Source organism: Desulfovibrio sp. Fe33, from assembly GCF_028532725.1.
Taxonomy (GTDB): domain Bacteria; phylum Desulfobacterota; class Desulfovibrionia; order Desulfovibrionales; family Desulfovibrionaceae; genus Pseudodesulfovibrio.
Map to the genome: position 1 here is coordinate 26,082 of NZ_JAQKGU010000013.1, position 21,245 is coordinate 47,326.

17 protein-coding genes are annotated in these 21,245 nt (G+C 63.9%); 6 read left to right on the plus strand and 11 right to left on the minus strand.

Annotation, left to right across the window (positions count from 1 at the left end; translation table 11 throughout):
* Nucleotides 1-63: 63 nt before the first annotated feature.
* Both PSN43_RS14745 and PSN43_RS14750 read right to left on the minus strand, forming a co-directional pair.
* A complete protein-coding gene (locus PSN43_RS14745; RefSeq protein ID WP_272701499.1) occupies nucleotides 64-1,497 on the minus strand; it encodes a hypothetical protein in 1,434 nt (477 codons plus the stop codon).
* Nucleotides 1,498-1,696: 199 nt separating this feature from the next.
* Nucleotides 1,697-2,152, minus strand: coding sequence for a hypothetical protein (locus PSN43_RS14750; protein WP_272701500.1), 456 nt, complete (start codon nucleotides 2,150-2,152; stop codon nucleotides 1,697-1,699).
* Nucleotides 2,153-2,379: 227 nt separating this feature from the next.
* Between PSN43_RS14750 and PSN43_RS14755 the strand changes: the two genes are divergently transcribed.
* Together PSN43_RS14755 and PSN43_RS14760 are read left to right on the plus strand one after the other, a co-directional pair.
* Nucleotides 2,380-5,085 (plus strand): bifunctional acetate--CoA ligase family protein/GNAT family N-acetyltransferase, encoded by a 2,706-nt coding sequence (locus PSN43_RS14755; RefSeq protein WP_272701501.1) that lies wholly within the window; start codon nucleotides 2,380-2,382, stop codon nucleotides 5,083-5,085.
* A 3-nt stretch (nucleotides 5,086-5,088) separates the two neighbouring features.
* A complete protein-coding gene (locus PSN43_RS14760) occupies nucleotides 5,089-6,171 on the plus strand; it encodes a glycosyltransferase (protein WP_272701502.1) in 1,083 nt (360 codons plus the stop codon).
* A gap of 274 nt (nucleotides 6,172-6,445) precedes the next feature.
* Here the strand turns inward: PSN43_RS14760 and pstA are convergent, their stop codons facing one another.
* The 4 genes from pstA to PSN43_RS14780 form a co-directional block, all read right to left on the minus strand.
* A complete protein-coding gene (gene pstA / locus PSN43_RS14765) occupies nucleotides 6,446-7,378 on the minus strand; it encodes a phosphate ABC transporter permease PstA (protein WP_442874881.1) in 933 nt (310 codons plus the stop codon).
* A gap of 9 nt (nucleotides 7,379-7,387) precedes the next feature.
* Complete coding sequence (pstC, locus tag PSN43_RS14770) at nucleotides 7,388-8,311, minus strand: phosphate ABC transporter permease subunit PstC (protein WP_272701503.1); 924 nt, start codon at nucleotides 8,309-8,311, stop codon at nucleotides 7,388-7,390.
* 94 nt (nucleotides 8,312-8,405) lie between these two features.
* Nucleotides 8,406-9,215, minus strand: a complete 810-nt coding sequence (locus tag PSN43_RS14775; RefSeq protein WP_272701504.1) for a PstS family phosphate ABC transporter substrate-binding protein — start codon at nucleotides 9,213-9,215, stop codon at nucleotides 8,406-8,408.
* Nucleotides 9,216-9,545: 330 nt separating this feature from the next.
* The gene (locus PSN43_RS14780; RefSeq protein ID WP_272701505.1) at nucleotides 9,546-10,757 is read right to left on the minus strand and encodes a molybdopterin molybdotransferase MoeA; all 1,212 of its coding nucleotides are present in this window, start codon (nucleotides 10,755-10,757) and stop codon (nucleotides 9,546-9,548) included.
* 375 nt (nucleotides 10,758-11,132) lie between these two features.
* On the opposite strand from PSN43_RS14780, the gene mobB reads away from it, so the two are divergent.
* Nucleotides 11,133-11,672: a molybdopterin-guanine dinucleotide biosynthesis protein B gene (mobB, locus tag PSN43_RS14785; protein WP_272701506.1), complete on the plus strand. Its 540-nt coding sequence runs from the start codon at nucleotides 11,133-11,135 to the stop codon at nucleotides 11,670-11,672.
* A 32-nt stretch (nucleotides 11,673-11,704) separates the two neighbouring features.
* Here the strand turns inward: mobB and PSN43_RS14790 are convergent, their stop codons facing one another.
* The 5 genes from PSN43_RS14790 to hisS form a co-directional block, all read right to left on the minus strand.
* Nucleotides 11,705-12,544, minus strand: coding sequence for a DUF116 domain-containing protein (locus PSN43_RS14790; protein WP_272701507.1), 840 nt, complete (start codon nucleotides 12,542-12,544; stop codon nucleotides 11,705-11,707).
* Nucleotides 12,535-13,539: a methionyl-tRNA formyltransferase gene (gene fmt, locus PSN43_RS14795; protein ID WP_272701508.1), complete on the minus strand. Its 1,005-nt coding sequence runs from the start codon at nucleotides 13,537-13,539 to the stop codon at nucleotides 12,535-12,537. Before fmt ends, PSN43_RS14790 begins: the two co-directional genes overlap by 10 nt.
* Entirely contained in the window at nucleotides 13,527-14,024 is a 498-nt protein-coding gene (gene def, locus PSN43_RS14800; protein ID WP_272701509.1) for a peptide deformylase, read from the minus strand. The genes fmt and def overlap by 13 nt, the downstream gene beginning before the upstream one ends.
* Before the next feature lie 327 nt (nucleotides 14,025-14,351).
* The gene (gene aspS, locus PSN43_RS14805; RefSeq protein ID WP_272701510.1) at nucleotides 14,352-16,172 is read right to left on the minus strand and encodes an aspartate--tRNA ligase; all 1,821 of its coding nucleotides are present in this window, start codon (nucleotides 16,170-16,172) and stop codon (nucleotides 14,352-14,354) included.
* A gap of 171 nt (nucleotides 16,173-16,343) precedes the next feature.
* Nucleotides 16,344-17,585, minus strand: coding sequence for a histidine--tRNA ligase (gene hisS / locus PSN43_RS14810; RefSeq protein WP_272701511.1), 1,242 nt, complete (start codon nucleotides 17,583-17,585; stop codon nucleotides 16,344-16,346).
* 182 nt (nucleotides 17,586-17,767) lie between these two features.
* Here hisS and PSN43_RS14815 point away from each other — a divergent pair, with 182 nt between their 5' ends.
* From PSN43_RS14815 to PSN43_RS14825, 3 genes are all read left to right on the plus strand, one after another.
* On the plus strand, nucleotides 17,768-19,669 hold the full coding sequence (locus PSN43_RS14815) for a molybdopterin-dependent oxidoreductase (protein WP_272701512.1): 1,902 nt from the start codon (nucleotides 17,768-17,770) through the stop codon (nucleotides 19,667-19,669).
* A 17-nt stretch (nucleotides 19,670-19,686) separates the two neighbouring features.
* Nucleotides 19,687-19,866, plus strand: a complete 180-nt coding sequence (locus PSN43_RS14820; protein ID WP_272701513.1) for a transport-associated protein — start codon at nucleotides 19,687-19,689, stop codon at nucleotides 19,864-19,866.
* A 102-nt stretch (nucleotides 19,867-19,968) separates the two neighbouring features.
* Nucleotides 19,969-21,243, plus strand: coding sequence for a transcription antitermination factor NusB (locus PSN43_RS14825; protein ID WP_272701514.1), 1,275 nt, complete (start codon nucleotides 19,969-19,971; stop codon nucleotides 21,241-21,243).
* The last annotated feature ends 2 nt before the right edge of the window (nucleotides 21,244-21,245 follow it).

Consider the following 21,245-nt stretch of genomic DNA (forward strand, 5'->3'; position numbering starts at 1 on the left):
TCTCCGAAACTTTTTATGTCGCCTTCGGCGAAGGTTGTTTGATTCGTGTTTCGGTTTTTCCGACTATGCGTTGCCGACCACGATGTCGCCGCCGGTGCGTTCCGGCGCGTCGAAGTTGAGGATGGTGCGCGACGAGTTGTCGAAGGCATAGGAAGTGTCCTGGCTGGCCGGACCGAGCGCGTTGACAACGGTGGTCTCGGAGGAGAAGTCGTTGTTCCTGTTGAAATTCTGCGTGACGTTGTGGGTGTTTTCGGTGGTCCGTTCGGAGGACAGGTCAAGTGTCCGGGTGGTGGAGTTGTCGAATTCGTACTGCACGGTGTTGCGGTCGCTGCGTTCGATGACCGAGTTCATGGACAGGTCCAGGTTCTGGTCCACGGTCTGGTTGTAGATCACTTCCCTGTTCTGTTCGATGTCCTGGGTCTGGTCGATGTTCAGGGAATATTCGAACCGCATGTCGATGGTTGTTCCCGTTCCCGAGTCCTGGTCGAAGTCTACCTTGGGCGTGGTGAAGGGCTCTTCGTAGCCGTCGGCGGTGGGTATCCACGGGGCCATCGGCACATCCGCAGGAATGTAGGGCGCGGTTTGGCGCGAGTGGTGGATAACATCGCTCGGCCAGTTCTGGGTGTGGCCGAAGTACATGCCGTGCGGGTTGGTCATGCGGTGGGCCATGATGGTCCCGGCTGGAGAGACCGGCACGAAGCCCGTCAGGGAAGGCATGGAAAATCCGATGTGCGGGGCGATCTCCACATGGCCTCCGGGCGACACCGGCTGGACGCCCATAGCAGGCGCGATGGCCACGTTGCCTGTGGCCGAGGCCGGGGAGGAGCCGGGCCGTTCTACGGAGCCGCCGCCCGAGGAACCGACCGTGCCGCCGCCCGTCGCCTGCGCGATGGGCGGGCGTCCGCTTTCCGTGGAGATGGGCACATTGGCTCCGCCCGAGACTGGGCCGCCGCCGGAACCGCTCGCACCGGGCGCGCCGCCGATCTGGACGGAACCGCCGCCCATGGACTGGGCCATGCCGCTTCGGCCGGATTCGGTGGAAATGGGCACGTTGGCCCCGCCCGAGACTGGGCCGCCGCCGGATGTGTTTTGGCTGGTTGCGCCTCCGCCGGAGGACTGGACGATGCCGCCTGAGGTGGAGACGACGCCCGAGGTCGAACTTCCGCCCGAGGTCGAACTTCCGCCCGAGCCGGAGACGGGGCCTGCGACAGAGCCCCCTCCTCCGACATTCAGGATGGATATGCCCGAAGACGCGCTACCGCCTCCCCCGCCGGGGCCGCCGGAAATGTTCACGGGCGCGCCGGTGGGCGCGGCATAGGGAATGCGCGCCATGGACGTGTCGATGGGCACGCGCGCGGGCGTGGTGTCGATGGGCACGTGGCCTGGCTCGCCGATGGAGACCTGTCCGGCCTGGACTGCCTGGAAGGTTCCCGCAGGGCCCGCCGTGACCTGGCCGGGAGGTCCGGCCACTATGAAGTCAGTTACTCCCATGGACATGGGATCGTTCTCCCCGCCGAGCCGACCGTCCCTGGTCCGCGATCGCCCGCAACGGGCCTTTCGGCGTATATTCACAATATACGAGTGGGAAAAAGGGCGTCAAGGGGGATATTCGCCGCACCGGGAGCGGGGGGCGAAATGAGGCCGGAAAGACCGGCCAGGGGGAAACCGCGGCGGGGAGGACCGCGCGGGATCGCCGCTAGAAGGTCTCAGCCGAGTTGCCGAAGCCGTTGGCGCGGGTGCCGCCGCCGTCGGCCATGCCGTCGACCTTGAGCTTGGTCTGCTGGGCCTTGAGCAACTGGTCGCGCAGGTCCATGAGCATGGTCTGCTTTTCCTGCATTTGCGTCATCTTGCGGTTTTCGGGGAGGTCGCCGTCCTCAAGGGCCTCGATCTCCTCCTCAAGCTTCTGGATGCGGTCCTTGAGGGTCTGGATGGTCTGGTCCATGTCCTTTTCCTGGTCGGACTCCTCGGTTTCACCGGGCATTTCGAGAGCGATGAGGGCGCGGCCCTCCTCGGAGATGGTCACCGTGTCTCCCTGGTCGGGCACACGCGCGTCCATGGCGGCTTCGGCCTCGGTCTTGCTCGTCGCCGCGGTCTTGACGGCCAGCGCGTCAACGAAGGTCCCAGTCTGTTGCATCAAGGGTTCGATAGCCATGGTCCGCACTCCTTTGTTGTCTGCGTGGACATCCCCTCAAAAGACTTATCGCGTGTCCATTAGAAAACTTTAGAGTTGTATGGAAATCTTGATGCGAAAGTCGGAAAGGCGCGGCCGTCGGGGAAATGGCCGGGAGCTCTCCGCGTCCATTCTGCTGTTGCCTCGTTACGGTAAAACACGCTATCCTTTGTCTAAACCGCTTACGTCACGACACGCCAAGGAGCCACATGAGCGTCACCAACCTCGAATATCTCTTCAAACCCACATCCGTCGCGGTCATCGGCGCCACCAACGATCCCAGGAATGCGGGCAACATCGTCATGCGCAACATCATGGCCGGAGGGTTTATGGGACCGGTCATGCCGGTTTCGTCGCAGGCCGAGGCCATCGCCGGGGTGCTGACCTATCCTTCGGTCAAGCATCTGCCCAAGACTCCCGATCTGGCCGTGGTCTGTTCGCCCCTGGATGAGGTCCCGGAGGTCATCCACTCCCTCAAGGAGCGGGGTACGCGCGGCGCGGTGCTCATGGGCGCGGGGTTCGCCTCCATGTCCCGGGAGGAGAGCCTCGACATCAAATCCACCATCCTGTCCATCGCCCGTCCTCCGGAAATCCGCATCCTCGGCCCCAAATCCCTGGGGTTCATGGTTCCGTCCCTGAACCTGAACGCTTCATTGGCCCATGCGCGGGTTGAGCCGGGCAAGGTGGCCTTCATCTCCCAATCGGATTCGCTTTTCGCCACGGTTCTGGACTGGGCCATCGACAAGGGCGTGGGCTTTTCGCACATGGTCGCCCTCGGCAGCCGCGTGGACGTGACCTTCGCCGATATTCTCGACTATCTGGGATCGGACCCGCTGACCCGGTCCATCATGCTGTATGTGGAGTCGGTCAAGGACGCCCGCGAGTTCATGTCCGCCGCCAGGGCCGCCTCGCGCAACAAGCCTGTGCTGGTCATTCGGCCGGGCCAGGCGCTGGACACCGTGCTCGGCGACCTCAAGCTGCGCGGCACGGGCGGCCGCCGGAATTCCGACGAAATTTACGATGTGGCCTTCCGCCGGGCCGGTATGCTTCGGGTGGAGGACATCGACGGGCTGTTCGACGCGGCTCAGACCCTGTCCGCGCCCCGGCAGGTCCATGGCCGCAAGCTGGCCATCCTGACCAACGGGACCAGCGCGGGCATCCTGGCCGCCGACCGGCTGCTGGTGGGCGGCGGGGAGCTGGCTCCCCTGTCCGAGGAAACCATCAAGGCCATCGACACCGTGCTCGGCGAGGAGAACTGGTCCCGCGCGAACCCCGTGGACATCCCGTTCAACGCCGACGGCAAGGCCTATTCCGAGGTCCTCAAGCTGCTCATCAAGGACAAGAATTCCAATGGCATCCTGGCCATGCATGTGCCCTGGACCGCCCAGCCCGACGTGGAGGTGGCCGAGGCCATCCGCGATTCCCTGAAGCGGGTGCGGCGCATGGTCCTGACGGCCTGGCTCGGCTCCGGCAAGGCGGGGCAGGCCCGGGAGGTCTTCCGCAACGCGGGCATCCCCACCTACGAGACCCCCACCCAGGCGGTTCAGGCGTTCCTGTACATGGCCGAGTACCTGCACAACCAGGAAATGCTCATCGAGACCCCGGACTCCCTGCCTTCGGATTTCTTTCCGGACACGGCGCGGGCGCGGGAGATCGTGCGGGCCGCGCTCAAGACCGGGCGGGAGGCTCTGACGGAGCCCGAGGCGAAAGACATTTTGGCCGCCTACGGCATCCCCGTGGTCGAAACCCGCATCGCCGTGTCCGCCAAGGAGGCGGTCATCGCGGCCGACGCGCTCGGCTATCCCGTGGCCTTGAAGCTCAGGAGTCCGCAGATTCCCCAGCCCTTCGACGTGGGCGGCGTGCTGCTCGACCTGGAGACTCCGGAACGCGTATGGGAAGGCGCGGCCTCCATTTTGGCCCGTTGCAGCCGGGAGCGGCCCGACGCCTACATCGAGGGGTTCACGGTCCAGAAGATGGGGCGCAGGCCCGGCGCGCACGAGCTTTCCGTTTCGGCCCATCTGGACAACACGTTCGGCCCGGTGCTCCAATTCGGGCACGGGGGCATGGCCCGCGAAATGATCCAGGACCAGGCCCTCACCCTGCCGCCGCTGTCCATGTCCCTGGCGCGCGAGCTGGTGGGGCGGACCCGCATAGCGACCCTGCTCAAGGGCACGCCGTCCCATCTACCGGCGGACATCGACGACATCTGCCTGACGATCATCCAGATATCGCAGCTCATCGTGGACGTGCCGCAGATCACGAGCATCGACATCAACCCGCTATATGCCGACTCCGAGGGCGTTCTTGCCCTGGACGCGAAGGTGGAGATAGCGCCTTTCGAGGGCGTGGGCGAATCCAGGCTGGCCATCCGGCCGTATCCGCGCGAGCTTGAGGAGTGCGTCACCATCAAGAGCGGGCGGCAGGTCACGTTGCGCCCCATCCGGCCCGAGGACGAGGCCACCCATCGCGCCTTTCTCGGAAGCCTTTCGGACGAGGACCTGCGGCTGCGTTTCTTCGGCGTGGTCCAGCGCGAGTTCGACCACAAGGATATCGCCCGCTTCACCCAGATCGATTACGACCGGGAGATGGCCTTCATCGCGACTGCCTTGGACGAGCGCGGCGACCCCGAGACCCTGGGCGTCATGCGCACCAACACCAGGCCGGACAACTCCGAAGCGGAGTTCGCCATCGTGGTCCGTTCCGATCTCAAGGGCTCGGGGCTCGGGTCCATGCTCTTCCACAAGGGCATCCGGTATACCAAGGACCGGGGCACCAGGCTGCTCACCGGCCAGACCATGATCGAGAACAAGGCCATGCAGGGGCTGTCCCGGAAGTTCGGTTTCGAGATTTCGCCTGACCCCAACGACCCGGACCTGGTGAACATGGTTCTGGATATGGAAAAGGTGGACCGCTAGGCCATGCGCCTGCCACCGATTGTTCATCATACCGGCCTGGAGTCGAGCGGAGGGGCCACGCGGGTTGCGCAGCTTCTCATCGACGGCCTCGAATTGGGGGGCGTGGACGCGCATTTGACCTTCGAGCTTGCCGAGCAGTCCGAGGGCGAGGCGATATCGCCCGAGGATCTCGGAGCGCACATCCCCAGGGGGGGCATCGTCCATGTGCATTGCACGGGGGACTGGCCCACCCTGCTCGGTTCCATTCCCACGGGGGTGAAGACGGTCATCACTCTGCACGATTGCGAGTTGTTCACCGGCGGCTGTCCCTATCCGCTGGGCTGTCCCATGTCCGAGAGCGGCTGCGCCGACCCCTGCCCGCGCAATTTCCCGGACGCGAACGCGGTGCGCAAGCGCAAGCTGGCCGAGATCGCGCGGCTGGAACCCGTTCTCGCCGCCCCGTCCCGATGGCTGGCGCGGCTCGCCAAGACCCATCTGCTGCGGCCGGTGAAGATCATCCCCAACGGCATTCCGTGGCCTATGGAAAGGATAGGCAAGGCCGAGGCCCGTAAGATGTTCGGCATACATCCCGGGGCGCGGGTGGCCCTGTTCGCGGCCCACGGCGGCATGAACGCGGCTTACAAATCCGGGGACGCCTGGAAGGAAATATGGGAGCGTCTGAAGGCGGACATGCCCGACCTGGTTTGTTTCGCGGTGGGCGGCGACCGGGAGGAGCGGCGGGACGATTTCATCCTGTGGCCCTATGTGGACCGTGGGAAACTGTTCATGCTCATGGCCGCGTCCGACGCGCTGCTCTATCCCACGCGCGCGGACAACCATTCCCTGGTCGTCCTGGAGGCCATGGCCGCCGGGCTGCCCGTCGTGGCCTACGCCGTGGGCGGGATACCCGAGCAGATCGTGGACCGCATGACCGGGATGCTCGTGCCGCCCGGCGACATCGGCCAATTCGTCGAGACCTCCAGATCGGTCCTGTCCAGCCGGTCCATGGTCCGCCAGATGGGCCAGGAGGCTTTCCTGTCCGGGGGCAGAAAGTTTGCCGTCGAGCGCATGGTAGGCGATTATCTGCGTCTTTACGGGAGCCTCTAGCCGCTACTCTTATCGCTTCTGATTCATGTAAAAGGGACCTATCTCCCGCTTTCCGGCCAGGACGCCGCAGAGCGGGGAATAGCCCGCGCCGAAGGCGCATACAGGGGATGCAAGGGTGCGAACCCTTGCCCGCCGGAGGCGAAATCATCCGACCATTGCCGCAAAGCGGCTTTCAACACCTGATTTTTGTCTTCAGAGAGTCAACGGAATAGTTCCCCAAGAGAAAGCCCCCCGAGCCGGTTAGGCGCGGGGGGCTTCGCCGTCCGCCGTCAGGCTAACCCAGCTTCTTGCGAAGGCGGGAGCGCAACATGATGGCGATCAGGTTCATGCCCAACACCAGGGCCACCAGCACGAGCGAAGTGCCGTACTGGAGAGGTAAGGTGGCCTCGGGGTCGGTGGAGGAAACGGAAAGGGAGTAAATCTGGTAGGGCAGGGCCATGACCTCGTTGAAGATGGAGGTCGGCAGGGTCGGGTTGTAGCTGGCCGCCGCAGTGAACATGATGGCCGCTGTCTCACCCGCCGCGCGGGAGATGGACAGGATGGAGCCGGTCAGGATGCCGGGCATGGCCGAGGGCAGGACGACCTTGAAGATGGTCTGCCACTTGGTCGCGCCCAGGCCCAGGGAGGCCTCGCGGTAGGTGTCGGGAACGCTCCTGAGCGCCTCCTCGGAGGTGCCGATGATGACCGGCAGGATGAGCACGGCCAGGGTCATGCAGCCCGCGGCGATGGACACGCCCATGCCGAGGCCGCCGAGATCGCGGGCGGCCACGAAGAAGGCCATGCCGAACAGCCCGAAGACCACGGACGGGACGCCCGCCAGGTTGTTGATGCACAGCCTGACCACGCGCATGAACGGGCCGGGCATGGCGTATTCATGCAGGTAGATGGCGGCCGCCACGCCAAGGGGCAGGGCCAGGGCCATGGAGCCGATGGACAGGTAGAAGGTGCCCACGATGCAGGGGAAGATGCCGCCCGCCAGTCCGCCCTCGGTGGGCTGGGTGGTCAGGAAGTCCCAGGTGATGGCCGGCAGTCCGTAGTAAATCATGTAGCCGACGATGATGAACAGGGCCAACCCGTTGATGCCCACGGCGATGCGGAACAGGGTGAACCAGATTTCCTGGGTGGCCTTGCGCTTGAAGCGCAGGCCCGGGGTGTCCGGTATGTTGGAGCCGTTCATGGTCATATCGGTGCTTACCATTTCTGACATGTCCTTTTCCTAGAGGCTGGCCGAGCCGACCTGCTTATATTTGTGGGCGATGTGGTCGGCCAGGAGGTTGAAGAGAAAAGTGATGACGAACAGGACCATGGCGATGGCGAACAGGGCGAAGTAGTGCATTTCCAGGCCGAAGCTGGTCTCGCCCATTTCCGCGGCGATGGAGGCGGGCATGGGCCGGACCGGGTCGAAGATGGAGGTCGGGATGCGCGCGGCGCCGCCCGCGACCATGAGCACGACCATGGTTTCGCCGATGGAGCGTGACATGCCCAGGATGACCGCGGTGGAAAGACCGGACAGGGATGAGGGCAACACCACTCGCCAGATGGTTTCGAAACGGGTCGCGCCCAGGGCCAGGGACCCTTCGCGCACTTCGTCGGGCACCGAGTGGATGGCGTCTTCGGCGATGGAGGTGATGGTGGGCACCGCCATGAACGCGAGCATGATCGAGGCGTTGAGCATGTTCACGCCGAACCGGATGTCGAAAAGGTTGAGCAGGATCGGAGCGACGACGACCATGCCGAAGAAGCCGATGACGACCGAGGGGAGGGAGGCCAGCAGCTCGACCATGGGCTTGACGATTTCGCGGACCCTGCGCGGCGCGATTTCGGCCAGGTACACGGCCGTCATGATGCCCAGGGGGATGGCGATGATCGAGGAAAACAGCGTCACCCAGACGGAGCCCATGATAAGGGGCAGGATGCCCCACTGGGGAGTCTCGGAAACCGGTTTCCATTGGGTGCCGAAGATGAAGTCGAGGACGCCGACGCCCTGGAATTTTTCACCCATGGCGTTGAAGCCCATGAAGGTGGGCAGCGCCTCGGACACCAGAAAATACATGATAAGGCCCAGGGCGATGATGGACGCGCTGGCGGCCATCAGAAAGAGTCCCTTGATGAGCTTTTCCTTATTGGAGCGTGAGAGCATTTATTCTCGCCTCTTTCTCAAGCGTGATCCCGTCGGGGCGCGTCAGGCGCCCCGACGGGGTGTTTTCAGGTCTGAATCAGTCGTTTCGTTTCAGTTACTTGACCGGGACGAAACCGACTTCGGCGACGATCTTCTGACCGGCGGGGGACATGATGAAGTCGATGAACTTGGCGGCTTCGCCGGAGGGCTGTCCGCCGGTGTACAGGTTCAGGGTGCGGGACAGGGGGTAGGAGCCGTCCTTGCCGGTCTCGACGGAGGGAACCACGCCGTTGACGGTCAGAGCCTTGACCTTGGGGTTCAGGAAGCCCAGGCCGACGTAGCCGATGCCCTTCTTGTTGCCGGCGATCTTGGCGGACATGGCGGCGTTGGAAGGCATACGGGAGACCATGTCGAATTCATCCTTCTTCTCCATGACCTTCTCGTGCCACACCTCGTAGGTGCCGGAGTTGGTCTCGCGGGAGAACAGGGCGATCATGCCGTCGTTACCGCCGACATCCTTCCAGTTGCGGATCTTGTCCTGGTACATGTCCTTGAGCTGGGCGGTGGTGATCATGGAAACCGGGTTGGAGGGGTGGACGATGGGCACCAGGCAGTCCAGGGCGATGACGAACTTGACGGGCTCGATGCCGTTGGCCTTGCACTTTTCGATTTCGGCGGTCTTCATGTCGCGGGACATCATGCCGATGTCGGCGGTCTTGTTGATGATGGCCTTGGCGCCGTCACCGGAGCCGGTGGCGGAGATGGAGAAATTCACGCCCGGATTGGCGGTCTGGTAGGCGGCCACCAGCTTCTTCATGGCCGGGTCGACGGTGGTGGAACCCTTGACGCGGATTTCCGCGGCGAAGGACAGAGCGGAAACGCTCAGAACAGCCAGTGTCACGAAAGCAATGAGCAATTTTTTCATCAGAAGTACCTTCCTTAAAAAATTATGATAAAACTATTCCTCGTCAACGTGTGACGTAGTGATAGACCTGTGATGTTACATCTTCGTGACGGCCTATCGAAAGGTCCGTGACAAAGCATTTCGCCGAGTTGGCCCGGTGCGGGCACCGAGGCATGTGCTCCGGCTTGGAATGCCGTCTTCGTCCAGGCCGGAGGCCGGGGGATCGTGGGGAGGCTCGCGCGTCCATGACTCCGGCGCAAGCGTAACGCATGTCTCCGGACAGGGATGTTATAATCCGCGGGATTCGAACACTCCCCGAAGGGGCTCCTCTTCACCCGGAACATCGGGCTGTCAGAATAGGGTTGTCAGTATTTCGGTTTCGTCGCCGGGGCTGACGGTCTGGCCGCTTTGCAGGACGGCGAGGCCATGGGCCAGGGCGAGCCCGTGCATGGGGGGCAGGGTTTTGCCGGCCAGCGGGGTGGCGGTCAGGGTGGAGCCTCGGACCGCGAGTTCGCATTGCACGAGCCACTCGGAACCGGCCCGCGCGTTGATGGATTGCGTGAAGCGGGCCATGCGGGGTTCGGGTTCGGGCAGGCCGAGCAATCGGTGGATAACCGGAAGGATGACCGCGTGGAAACAGGCGTGCCCGGCGGCGGGAGGCCCGGGCAGGCCGAAGAGCAGGGTGTTGCCGCGCACGGCCGCGAACATGTTCCTGCCGGGTCGGATGTCGATGCGTTTGAAGACCGGCGTGAAGCCGCTCTCCTTCGCCGCCTCGAAGGCGAAATCCCGTTCGCTGTTGCCGGTGCCGCCCGTGGTGGCCACGATCTCGGGCAGGTCGTCCCGGGACAGGGCGTCCACCAGCCGGTCGCGATCGTCAGGGACCACCGACGTTCGCTCCACCTGCGCCCCCGCCGCCTCGAAGAGGCCCCGGAGCAGAACCAGGTTGTCCGCGGGGAATCGGGCCGTGCCGCTCAGGCTCTCGCCCGGTTTGGCCAGCTCGCTGCCGAGAGCCGTGAGCCGGACGCGCGGCCGGAGGCGGACCTGGATGGACTCGACCCGGGTCCGGGTCATGACCGCTGCACCCTGGGGCGTGACCAACGTCCCGGCCGGGGCGATCATCGTGCCCGCAGAAATTTCACCGCCCGCAGGGCGGACGTACCATCCTTCGCGCACGGGCTCGCGGACCAGTATGGCGCCAGCCAGCTCCTCCACATCCTCCTCGGCCAGCACAGCGTCCGCGCCGGGCGGGACAGGACCTCCGGTCAAGACCCGTACGGCCTTCCCGGCCTCGATGGGGGCAGGGGCCCTGGATTCGGCCCGGATGCACCCGTTCACCTCCAGCCGCACCGGGGTCATGTCCCCGGCCTCGGCCACGTCCCGGCTGCGCACGGCGTACCCGTCGCGCACCGAGCAGGCCTGCTCGGGCACATCGCACAGGGCGGCCACGTCCAGGACCGAAGCCAGTCCGATCCCGTCCATGGGGGAAACGGCCGCTTTCCCGGCCGGGCGAGTGAGGCCGAGCAGCTTTCGGATGGCGTCCTTGCGGGAAATGGGTGTTTGCATGGGCTCCCTTGGGGTGTTTGCAGCTTTTATCCCATTCATATGGGAACTGTTCCTTTAACTCCCTGAAGACGAAATCAGGCATTGAAAGCCGCTTTGCGGCAATGGTCGGGTGATTTCGCCTCCGGCGGGCAAGGGCTCACACCCTTGCATCCCCTGTATGCGCCTTCGGCGCGGCCTTTTTCCCGCTCCGCGGCGGCCTGCCGCGAAAGCGGGGAGGTAAATATATCCCATTCATATTGGCACCCGGCCCATGGGTTGTAAAGGATTGCGCCCCTGGTTCCCTTTATATAAACTGAAAAGTATGGCTGTGCCGCGTCCGACCCCAATGGCGGGAGTCCGGGCGCGTTCCTGTATTTCAAAACATAGGGGCTTAAAATGACTCAGCATATATTCTGCATCATCGGCAAGAAAAAAGCCGGCAAAACCACGTTCCTGGAAAAACTTGTGCCCGAGTTGCAGAAGCTCGGCCTGACCGTGGGAGCCGTCAAGCACGACGCCCATACCTTCGAGATGGACGTGAAGGGCAAGGACTCCTGGCGGCTCAAGCAGGCCGGAGCCGAGACCGTGGTTGTCTCCTCGCCCGAGCGTGTGGCCATGATCCAGTCCGTGGATCGGGAACGCTCCCTGGAGGAACTCGCCGAGACTTTGCTTGCCGACAAGGATGTGGTCCTGGCTGAAGGATATTTCAATTCCGATCAGCCCAAGATCGAGGTCTTCCGCCAGGAGGCGCACGACCATCCCCTTTGCGGCCGGAACAACCAGCAGTCGAAGAAGCTCATCGCCATGGTCTCGAATCAGAGCGTGGCCGTGGATGTACCCAAGTTCGGCCTGGACGACGCTTCCGAGGTGGCGGTGCATATCGCCCGCAAGTATTACGGCTGGGTCTACAGCGGCATGTGGGCCACCCACGACTAGGGGGCGGCGTTACGCGTGAGGCGGCTGCCCGGTTACGACCGGGCGGCCTCGCCCGTTGATATGGTCCGGCCGTCCTTGGCCTTGTCCGGATCGATGAAGCGGGCGAGCATTTTCTCGACGATGGGCAGGGATACGGTGGTGTCGAGGCAGGGGCCGTGCGGCCGTTCGTTGAGCACGCCGTATACGGGCAACGGGTAGGTGTCCTGGATGCCCGAGGAGAGGTCGCGGTGGCAGGCCACGGCGATTATCAATTTCGGGCGGAGCTGGACGACGATGCGGCGGGCGATGGTTCCGCCTGTGGCGATGGCCAGGTTCACCCCGTACTTGTCGTGCAGATCGAGCAGCCCGGCCATGGAGCATTTGCCGCAGCGCACGCAGTTGTTGATGTCGTAGGTCAGCCGCCGGTCGCATTTGGAGTTCTGTAGGCAGTGCGGCATGAGCAGGAGGATCTCGTTCGGCGCGTACCGCCTGGCCTCGGCCAGAACCAGGTCGTTGTTCACCGAGATGAACGAGAGCCTGATGAGTTCCTTTTCGATGCCGAACACCCGGCCCAGCAGGACCATGAGCGGCAGGAACAGCTTGATGGTCAGTCCTCGGAACCGGCGCGCGCCGGGCAGCGGCTTCTTGGTGATGATGTTCAGGAACAATCCCCAATAGGCCACGCAGACCAGCCCGATGAGGCCCACGACCGCCGCGCCGAGCACCCATTTGGCGGATGGGTGGATGTTGTCCAGGCCGATGTAGGGCACCAGCCAGAGCAGGCCCAGAAAAAGGCAAATGACCAGGCAGGCGATGCTGATCAGGCCGATGAAAAGGCGTTTGCGCGCCCGTCGGACGGACCGGGGCTGGTCCAGGGGTGTACCTATTTGCATTCCTTCATGTATCCGCAGGTGAAGGCCGTGGCGTCCATGCCCTTCTTGCCTTGCGGCTTGACCTCGGGTGTCAGGTATACCTTGTCGGCGGTGACGATGGCCAGCTTTCCTTCCATTTCGCCCAGGATGGTGCCCGGGGCGACCTTGGGAGCGGACTCGTCGGAAATCTCGCCGGGCGTCACGTTGAGGCGCAGGGCTTTGCCTTCCGGGTTGGTCCAGTCGAAGAACGCGCCGGGCCACGGATACATGGCGCGGATGCGGTTGTGGATATCCTCGGCGGGACGGTTCCAGTCTATTTCGCCTTCCTTTTTCTCCAGCTTCTTCGCATAGGTGGCCAGCGAATCATCCTGGGGCTTCAGGTCGTAAGCTCCGGTCTGGAGTCGGGCGAGAGCCTCGCAAATGCAGATGCCGCCCAACTTCGCCAGTTCGTCGTGAATGGTTCCGGCGTGGTCGTTGTGGCCGATGCGCAGGGCGCGTTGGACCATGACCGGCCCGGTGTCCAGCCCGGCCTCCATCTTCATGATCGAGATGCCGGTGACCACGTCGCCGTTTTCGACGGCCCGCTGGATCGGGGCCGCGCCGCGCCAGCGGGGCAGCAGCGATGCGTGGATGTTCAGGGGCAGCACGGCCGGGATGTCGAGCACCGCCTGGGGCAGGATCAGCCCGTAGGCCGCCACCACCAGCAGGTCCGGCTTCAGGGCGGCCAGTTCGTCGATATCGGCCTGGTCCTTGAAATTCACCGGCTGGAGCACGGGGATATCGTGCTCCAAGGCCACCTGCTTGACCGGCGAGGGCTTGCACTGGCGTCCGCGTCCGCATGGCCTGTCCGGCTGGGTGTACACGGCGACAATGTCGGCCGCGTCGAATTTGAGCAGAATTTCCAGGGCTTCGGCGGCGAAGTCCGGGGTGCCCATGAAAACCACGCGAAGGGGCTTCAGGTTTACCGCGCCCCAGGATTCGGGCGTGCCCTGGTTGGAACCGGCTATCTCTTCCATCTCGCGGCCTTCTTGCGGTACATGGCTTTTTTCAGGCGGCCCGCGCGGTCGGCCAGGGTCACGCCGTCCAGATGATCGATCTCATGCTGGAGGATGATGGCCAGGAGGCCGTCCGCGTCCAGGCTGATTTCCTCGCCTTCGCGGCCCAGGGCCTTGACCTTGACCCGTTGGCGGCGTTTGACCGTGATGTTGAACTCGGGGCAGCTCAGGCAGCCTTCCTCGGACTCCACTTCACCGTCGGAATCGATGATTTCGGGGTTGATGAGGACGCGCAGATCGCCCCTTTCCTTGGGACCGGTCTGGTCCACGCAGATGAGCCGGATGGACTTGTCCACCTGCGGCGCGGCCAGCCCCACTCCGTCGGATTCGTACATGGTTTCCACCATGTTTTCGATGAGTTCCTGGAGCTCGGGGGTGATTTCGCCGACGGGTTCGGCCTTGGCGGCCAGGACGTCGTCAGGCCAGGTACATATTTCCAATTTCATTATTCTTGCCTCCGGCGGCCGGGATAAGGAAGAGAAATCCGTCGGTAAGTGGCGTTGTCGCGCCATCTTTGGGAATATCCGTCCCCGTGTGCCCTTATTGTTATCCTTTACGCCGCGGGAACGGACGCGGGGCGTTCGCTTCGTGTTGCGGCGTATGGGTACTGACTCTTAACTTAATAAGTACGGAAATTCAAAAGGCCAGTCCTCTGGGAAAACAGGCCGGATTCCGGACCGCTCCGCGGGCGTAGGCCCGCGAACCGGTGATATGCGTTGAAGAAGGGAGCGCGGGAGGGAAACCTTTCGACAGGTTCCCTCCCGCCTCTTCCATTATTCTTCTTTTTTCTTCTCGCGCAGGCGGATGCCGAGTTCGCGGAGCTGCTTGCTGGGCACGGCGGACGGAGCTTCGGTCATGAGGCAGGTGGCCTTCTGGGTCTTGGGGAAGGCGATGACGTCACGAATGGACTTGGACCCGGTCAGGATCATGACCAGCCTGTCCAGACCGAAGGCGATGCCGCCGTGCGGCGGCGCGCCGAACTTGAGGGCGTCCATGAGGAAGCCGAACTTGTCGCGGGCCTCCTCCTCGTTGATGCCCAGGGCGGAGAACATGGCCTGCTGCTGCTCCTCGGTGTGGATGCGGATGGAGCCGCCGCCGACCTCGAAGCCGTTCATGACCAGGTCGTAGGCTCGCGCGATGGCCTGAGCCGGGTCTTCCTTGAGAATCTGCATCTGCTCGGGACGGGCCGAGGTGAAGGGATGGTGCCGGGCGATGAAACGCTTCTCGTCGGGGTCCCATTCGAGCAGCGGGAAGTCGGTGATCCAGACGGGCTTGAATTCGCCCTCCTTGATGAGGCCGAACCGCTTGCCCAGTTCGCAGCGCAGGTTGCCGAGCGCGGCGTTGGCGATATCTGCCGGACCGGCCTGGAAGAAGAGAATGTCGCCGGGCTTGCAGCCGGTGCGCTCACGCAGCTCGTTGATCTCTTCCTCGGAGAAGAACTTGACGATGGGGGACTGCCACTCGCCGTCCTCCTTGACCTTGATCCAGGCGAGGCCCTTGGAGCCGTAAATCTCGACGAACTTGGTGTATTCGTCGATCTCCTTGCGGGACAGCTCGGCCCCGCCGGGCACGACCATTACCTTGACCAGTTCGGAGGAGGCGAAGACCTTGAAGCCGGAGCCCTTGAAAACGTCGGTGATGTCGATGTGCTTGAGCTCGAAGCGGAGGTCCGGCTTGTCCACGCCGTAGTCGCGCATGGCGTCGGCGAAGGTCATGCGGGGGAACCTGTCGGGCAGGGCCACGCCGATGGTTTCCTTGAACAGCGTCCGGACCATGCCTTCGGCCATGTCCTGGATCAGCGCCTCGTCCACGAAGGACATTTCGATGTCGATCTGGGTGAATTCGGGCTGGCGGTCTGCGCGCAGGTCCTCGTCGCGGAAGCATTTGACGATCTGGAAATAGCGGTCCATGCCCGAGACCATGAGCATCTGCTTGAACAGCTGCGGGGACTGGGGCAGGGCGTAGAACTCGCCCTGGTTGACCCGGGAAGGCACCAGGAAGTCGCGCGCGCCCTCGGGGGTGGACTTGGTCAGCACCGGGGTTTCCACTTCGAGGAAGCCGAGGCCGTCCAGGTAGCGGCGCACGGACTGCGCGGCCTTGTTGCGGATGATGAAATTCCGGGCCAAGGAGGGGCGGCGGAGGTCCAGGAAGCGGTACTTGAGCCGCAGGTTCTCGGAAACCTCTACGCGGTCCTCAATGGGGAAGGGCGGAGTTTCCGAGGTGTTGAGCAGCTTGTACTCGGAGACCTCGATCTCGATTTCGCCGGTGATCATGTTCGGGTTGGCCATGCCTTCGGGGCGCGGGCGGACCCTGCCCTTGACCGCCACCACGTATTCGGGGCGGATGGCGTGGGCGCGCTCGTGCACTTCGGCGTTGTCCTCGGGGTTGAAGACCACCTGGGTCAGGCCCTCGCGGTCGCGCAGGTCCAGGAAAATCAGCCCGCCGTGATCGCGGCGGAACTGGACCCAGCCCATGAGGCAGACCTCTTCGTCCATGTTGGCGGAGGTCAGCTCGTTGTTGTGGTGCGTACGCCGCCAGCCCGCGAGGTCTTCAATGACGCGGTACTCGTCGTAATCTCTCTCTTGCTCGGACATTGTCTCTCCGGTATCTCGTATTTAGTGCCCTTGGCGGCCCTGCGCAGGGTGCCTCCGGCTGCCCAAGAACCCTTTTGAAGAAGTTTTCTCAGGAATCTCTCAAACTTTTTATCGCGCCTGCGGCGGGGATCGTCGACCGCGTCGTGACGGTCTTTGCCCCTCCGCTTTTCTCTACAAACTCGCCAGGTACAGCGCCCGGTCCAGGGTTTCCTGTTCCCGGTTTCCAGCCATGTCCTTGATGGTGATGGTGTTGTCCGCCAGCTCGCTGCCGCCCAGGATCAGGCAGGTCCGCGCTCCGGACTTGTTGGCCGCGCGCATCCGGGATTTCATGGAACCGCCGGCGAAGCTGACCTCGCCGCGCAGCCCCTTGGCGCGCAGGGTCTGGGCGAAGAGCATGGCCTCGTTGGCCGCTTCGCCGTCCACCACGGCCAGATAGAAGTCCGGCGCTTCGGGTTCGATGTCGCCGAGCAGCAGGGCGAGGCGCTCCATGCCGCAGGCGAAGCCCGAGCCGGGGCAGTCCGGGCCGTCCAGGCTCTTTATCAGGCCGTCGTACCGGCCGCCGCCCGCCACGGAGGTCTGGGAGCCGATGTCGTTGCTGGTCACTTCGAAGCAGGTGCGCACGTAATAGTCCAGGCCGCGCACCAGGCGGGGGTTCAGGGCGTAGGTCACGCCCGCTCCGTCCAGCACGGCGCGGACATCGGCGAAGTGGGCCTCGCAGTCCGGGCAGAGGTGGTCGGTTATGACCGGGGCGTCCTGGACCAGCTCCTTGCAGGCGGGCACCTTGCAGTCGAGCACGCGCAGGGGGTTGGTCTCCATGCGGCGTTGGCAGTCCTCGCAGAAATTCGCCTTGTCCTTGGACTTGTAGTAGTCGACCAGGGCCTGCTTGTAGGCCGGGCGGCATTCATGGCAGCCCAGGGAGTTCAGCTCCACGGTCAGGTCCTTGAGGCCGATGCGGTGCAGGAACGTGGTCAGCATGAGGATCAGTTCGGCGTCGGCCTGGGGCTCGTCCGCCCCGAATACCTCGGCGTTGATCTGGTGGAACTGGCGCTGGCGGCCCTTCTGCGGGCGCTCATAGCGGAACATGGGGCCGAAAGTGAAGAATTTCGAAACATTGCCCGGCTGATGGGTCTTGGATTCGATGAACGCGCGGACCACTCCGGCGGTGGCTTCGGGCCGCATGGTCAGGGAGCGGTCCTTGCGGTCCGGGAAGGTGAACATCTCCTTGCCGACCACGTCGGTGTCTTCGCCGATGGATTTCTGGAACAACTCGGTCTTTTCCAGGATGGGCGTGCGCAGCTCGCCGAAGCCGTATCGCGAGAAGATTTCCCGGGCGCAGGCTTCCATGAAAGTGTACTTGGCGGCCTCTGTCGGGAAAAGGTCTGCGAACCCTTTTATTTTTTGTACTTTCGCCATTTCGCGTTCAATATCCTTATAAATGATCGGGTCTGTGGAACCGAATCTGGTTAGACCATACGGACCGGATTGTCAAAAAGAGAGTGGGCGGCGGACCGCCTGCGGCCGGGGGCGGGCGATGCGTCCTTTTGATTTGACCCGGCCCGGCAAATCCTCCAAGCTTGGAGCCAGGGGGATAGCGTATGAAGATCGTCACTGCCTGCACCATGGATTGCGGGGACGCCTGTTCATTGGTCGTCGACACGGAGGACCGGACCGTCCGGGGCAACCCGAGGCATCCATTCACCAAGGGGTTTTGCTGCCGTAAGGGAAGCCGGTATTTCGAGCGTCTGGACGCTGCGGAACGCATCACCGAGCCGCTTGTCCGTCGCGGCGGGAAGTTCACGCCCGTCGGCTGGGACGAGGCCCTGGACCTCGTGGCCGAGAAACTCGACGCGGCGCGGACCGCGCCCGAGTCCATCCTGCATGTCCATGGCAACGGTTATCGGGGCGTGCTCGCCTCGGCCAGCTCCATATTTTTCGAACGGCTCGGCTCCTCCACCGTGTACGGTTGCGTGTGCGACGACACGGGTATCGAGGCGTGCCTGAAGGATTTCGGCGCGTTGGCCCACAACGCGCCCGAGGACATGCTGAACGCGGACCGGGTGGTCAACTGGGGCCGCGACCTGACCCGGTGCTCCGTGCACCAGCTCGCCATGTTGCGGAAGGCCCGCGAAAAAGGCGTCGAGGTGTTGTCCATCTCCCCGGGCGGCGACGGCACGCCCGAGTTCTCCGACGTCAACGTGATGATCCGGCCGGGGACGGACCGCTTCCTGGCGGCCGCCGTGCTCAAGCTCTTTCTCGAGGCGGGCGACCTCAACCCCTGGGTCCTGACCCGGACCGGGAACTGGCCCGCCCTGCGCGGGCTTGTGGACGGCCTGAAGTTTCGCGACCTGTGCGCCGCCTGCGAGGTCTCGGCCGAGGACGCGGAGCTGGTCTACGAATGGTACTCGGACAAGGGCAATGCGGCCACAATGCTCGGCTGGGGGTTGCAGCGCCATCGCTACGGCGGAGAGAACGTCCGCTTCATCAACGCCGTGGCCATGATTTCGGGCAACATCGGGGTGCGCGGCGGCGGGGCGTATTTCAACATCTCCTCCAGCCGGAACTTCGGTTCATGGGCGCATCTGGTCGAGGGCGGCGTGAAACCGTCCAGGCGGCGGCAATTCCTGTTGCAGGACCTGGGAACGGAACTCCGGCGGGCCGATCCTCCCGTGGACTTCGTCTGGATCGACGGGCACAACGTGGTCAACCAGGTGCCGGACGGCCTGTCCGTGGCCGACGCCCTGGCCGCGCCGTTCACGGTCGTCGTGGACGGGTTCATGAATGATACGGCCATGCGGGCCGACGTCATCCTGCCTCCCGCGTTCATGTTCGAACGGCGCGACGTGCTCGGCTCCTATGTCCACAACTACGTCAATCTCTGCGCTCCCGCCCTTGCGCCGCGCGGCCATGCCCGCCCGGATTTCGACATCCTGTCCGATCTGGGGAAGCGGCTGCGCGAGCGTATCGTTTTTCCTGACGAGGAGACCTGCCTGCGCGAGGGGCTCAAGCCTTCCGCCGTATCCTATGACGAACTCGTCGAAAACGGGTTCGCGAAGGTGAACCATCCTTCCGTGGCCTTCGAGGACATGGTCTTCGGCCACCCCGACGGACTGTACCGCTTCCCCGAAGCGCTGCATCCCGAACCGGAGCGGGACCCCGACTACCCGCTGCAACTGCTGACTCTGGTGCGCGGGGATTCCCTGCATTCGCAGATAGCCGAGGCGGACCAGTGCGGGGTGCCGCCCGTGTGGATTTCCCGGTCCAACCCGGCCCTGAACGTCCTGGACCCGGCCGGGGACATTTTCCTGGTCACCGACCTCGGAGCCATGCAGGTTCGGGTGGAGACCGTCGAAGATCTGCATCCCCGCGCCGTGCTCATGCGCCGTGGAGGATGGATGAAATACGGCCACGGGGCCAACGCCCTGATTCGGCCCTCGGTCACGGATATGGGTGCCGGGACGGCCTATTACAGCCAGGCGTGCCGCCTGGAAAATCGTTAACCAAAGAGGATTGCAAAATGAAAACGTGGAAAAAATTCGTGGTTGCGGCTTGTCTGGTTCTGTTCGCCTTCGCGGCCTTCGGTTGCAGCGAGGAAGGCCCCATGGAGAAGGCAGGCAAGAAGATCGATCAGGCCGCCGAGGACGCGGGCGATGCCGCCAAGGATGCGGGCGACGCCGCCAAGAAGCTTTTCGAGTAGTCCATGCGGGCCGTCCGGCGGGCGGCCCGTGTAATCCTTGTCACTTTCTTGTCGGGTCCGGCCCCTTGCCAAAGGGGGTTTTCGGCGCGTAATGAGGCTGGTATGCAAGCACGTTCCACAAAGCCCCTGCCTCCGGCGAGGCGGGCGGCCCTAGAAGCCCTGTTTCGCTGCCTAATGAACCGGCAGGACATCCAGGCCGCTCTGGACGAGGCCCTTTCCTCCGGTATCGACGATCCGCGCGATGTCGGGCTGGCCACGGAGTTGAGTTACGGATATCTGCGGCTCAAGGGGCGCATCGAGTACGTCCTCTCCCGATTCCTCAAGGACCCGGGGAAGCTCAATCCCAAGATGCGGCTGGCCATGGGCGTGGCGGCCTACGAAATCCTTTTCCTGGACAAGATCCCGGCCTACGCCTCGGTGGATTGGGCCGTGGAATTTTCCAAGTCCAAGCCGGGCGCGCGGCTGGCCGGGCTGTTCAACGCCGTGTTGCGCCGGTTGTCCGAACTGGGCGGCGATGCCCACGATCCTGATTTCTTCCGCAAGGATGCGTCCCTGCCCGAATTCCTGTCCCGCTGGTACTCATGCCCTCAATGGCTGGTGGACATGTGGTGGCGGGAATACGGCGAGAAGGCGGCCACCAATTATCTTGAGGCGCAACTCAATCCTCCGGCGCTCGGCTTCAACCTCTTCGGTCATCCGGAAGCGGACGAACTGTACTCCGAGATCGCGGGTTGGCCGGAGCTTCTGGACCTCGAAGGCATGAGTTTCGCCCTGCCCGCGGGCACCGTCTTCGACGGTGAACCTGATCCCCCACTGTGCCGCCAGTCCTTTGCCGCGCGTCAGGCCGTTGAGGCGCTGGGCCCGGAGATCTGGGAAGGCCCGGTCTGGGACGCCTGCGCCGGTCGCGGGGGCAAGACCCGGATTCTGCTGGAAAAGGGACTCGACGTGTTCGCCTCGGACCCGCACCGGGGGCGGCTGGCCGCGCTCAACCGCGAACTGCCCGGAGTGGAAACCTTTGAGGCCAACGCGGCCACGGCGACGCCGCCGCGCGTGCCCGGAACCATTCTTCTGGATATGCCGTGCTCCGGCCTGGGCGTGCTCTCCCGCCGCCCGGACACCAAGTGGAAGCGCAAGCCCGCCGATCTGGGCGACCTGACCCTCCTGCAACGGGAAATACTGGACAACGCCCTGGAGCAGGTCCGGCCGGGCGGGCGGATCGCGGTCATCACCTGCACCCTCAATCCCGAGGAAAACCAGGGCCTCGTTGCCCGGTTGGCCGCAGGCTCGGACCGTGTCCGGATCGAGCGCGAATGGACCACGCCGTCCGATTCGCCTCTCAACGAGTTCTTCTACGCGGCTTCCCTGTCCGTGAAATAACG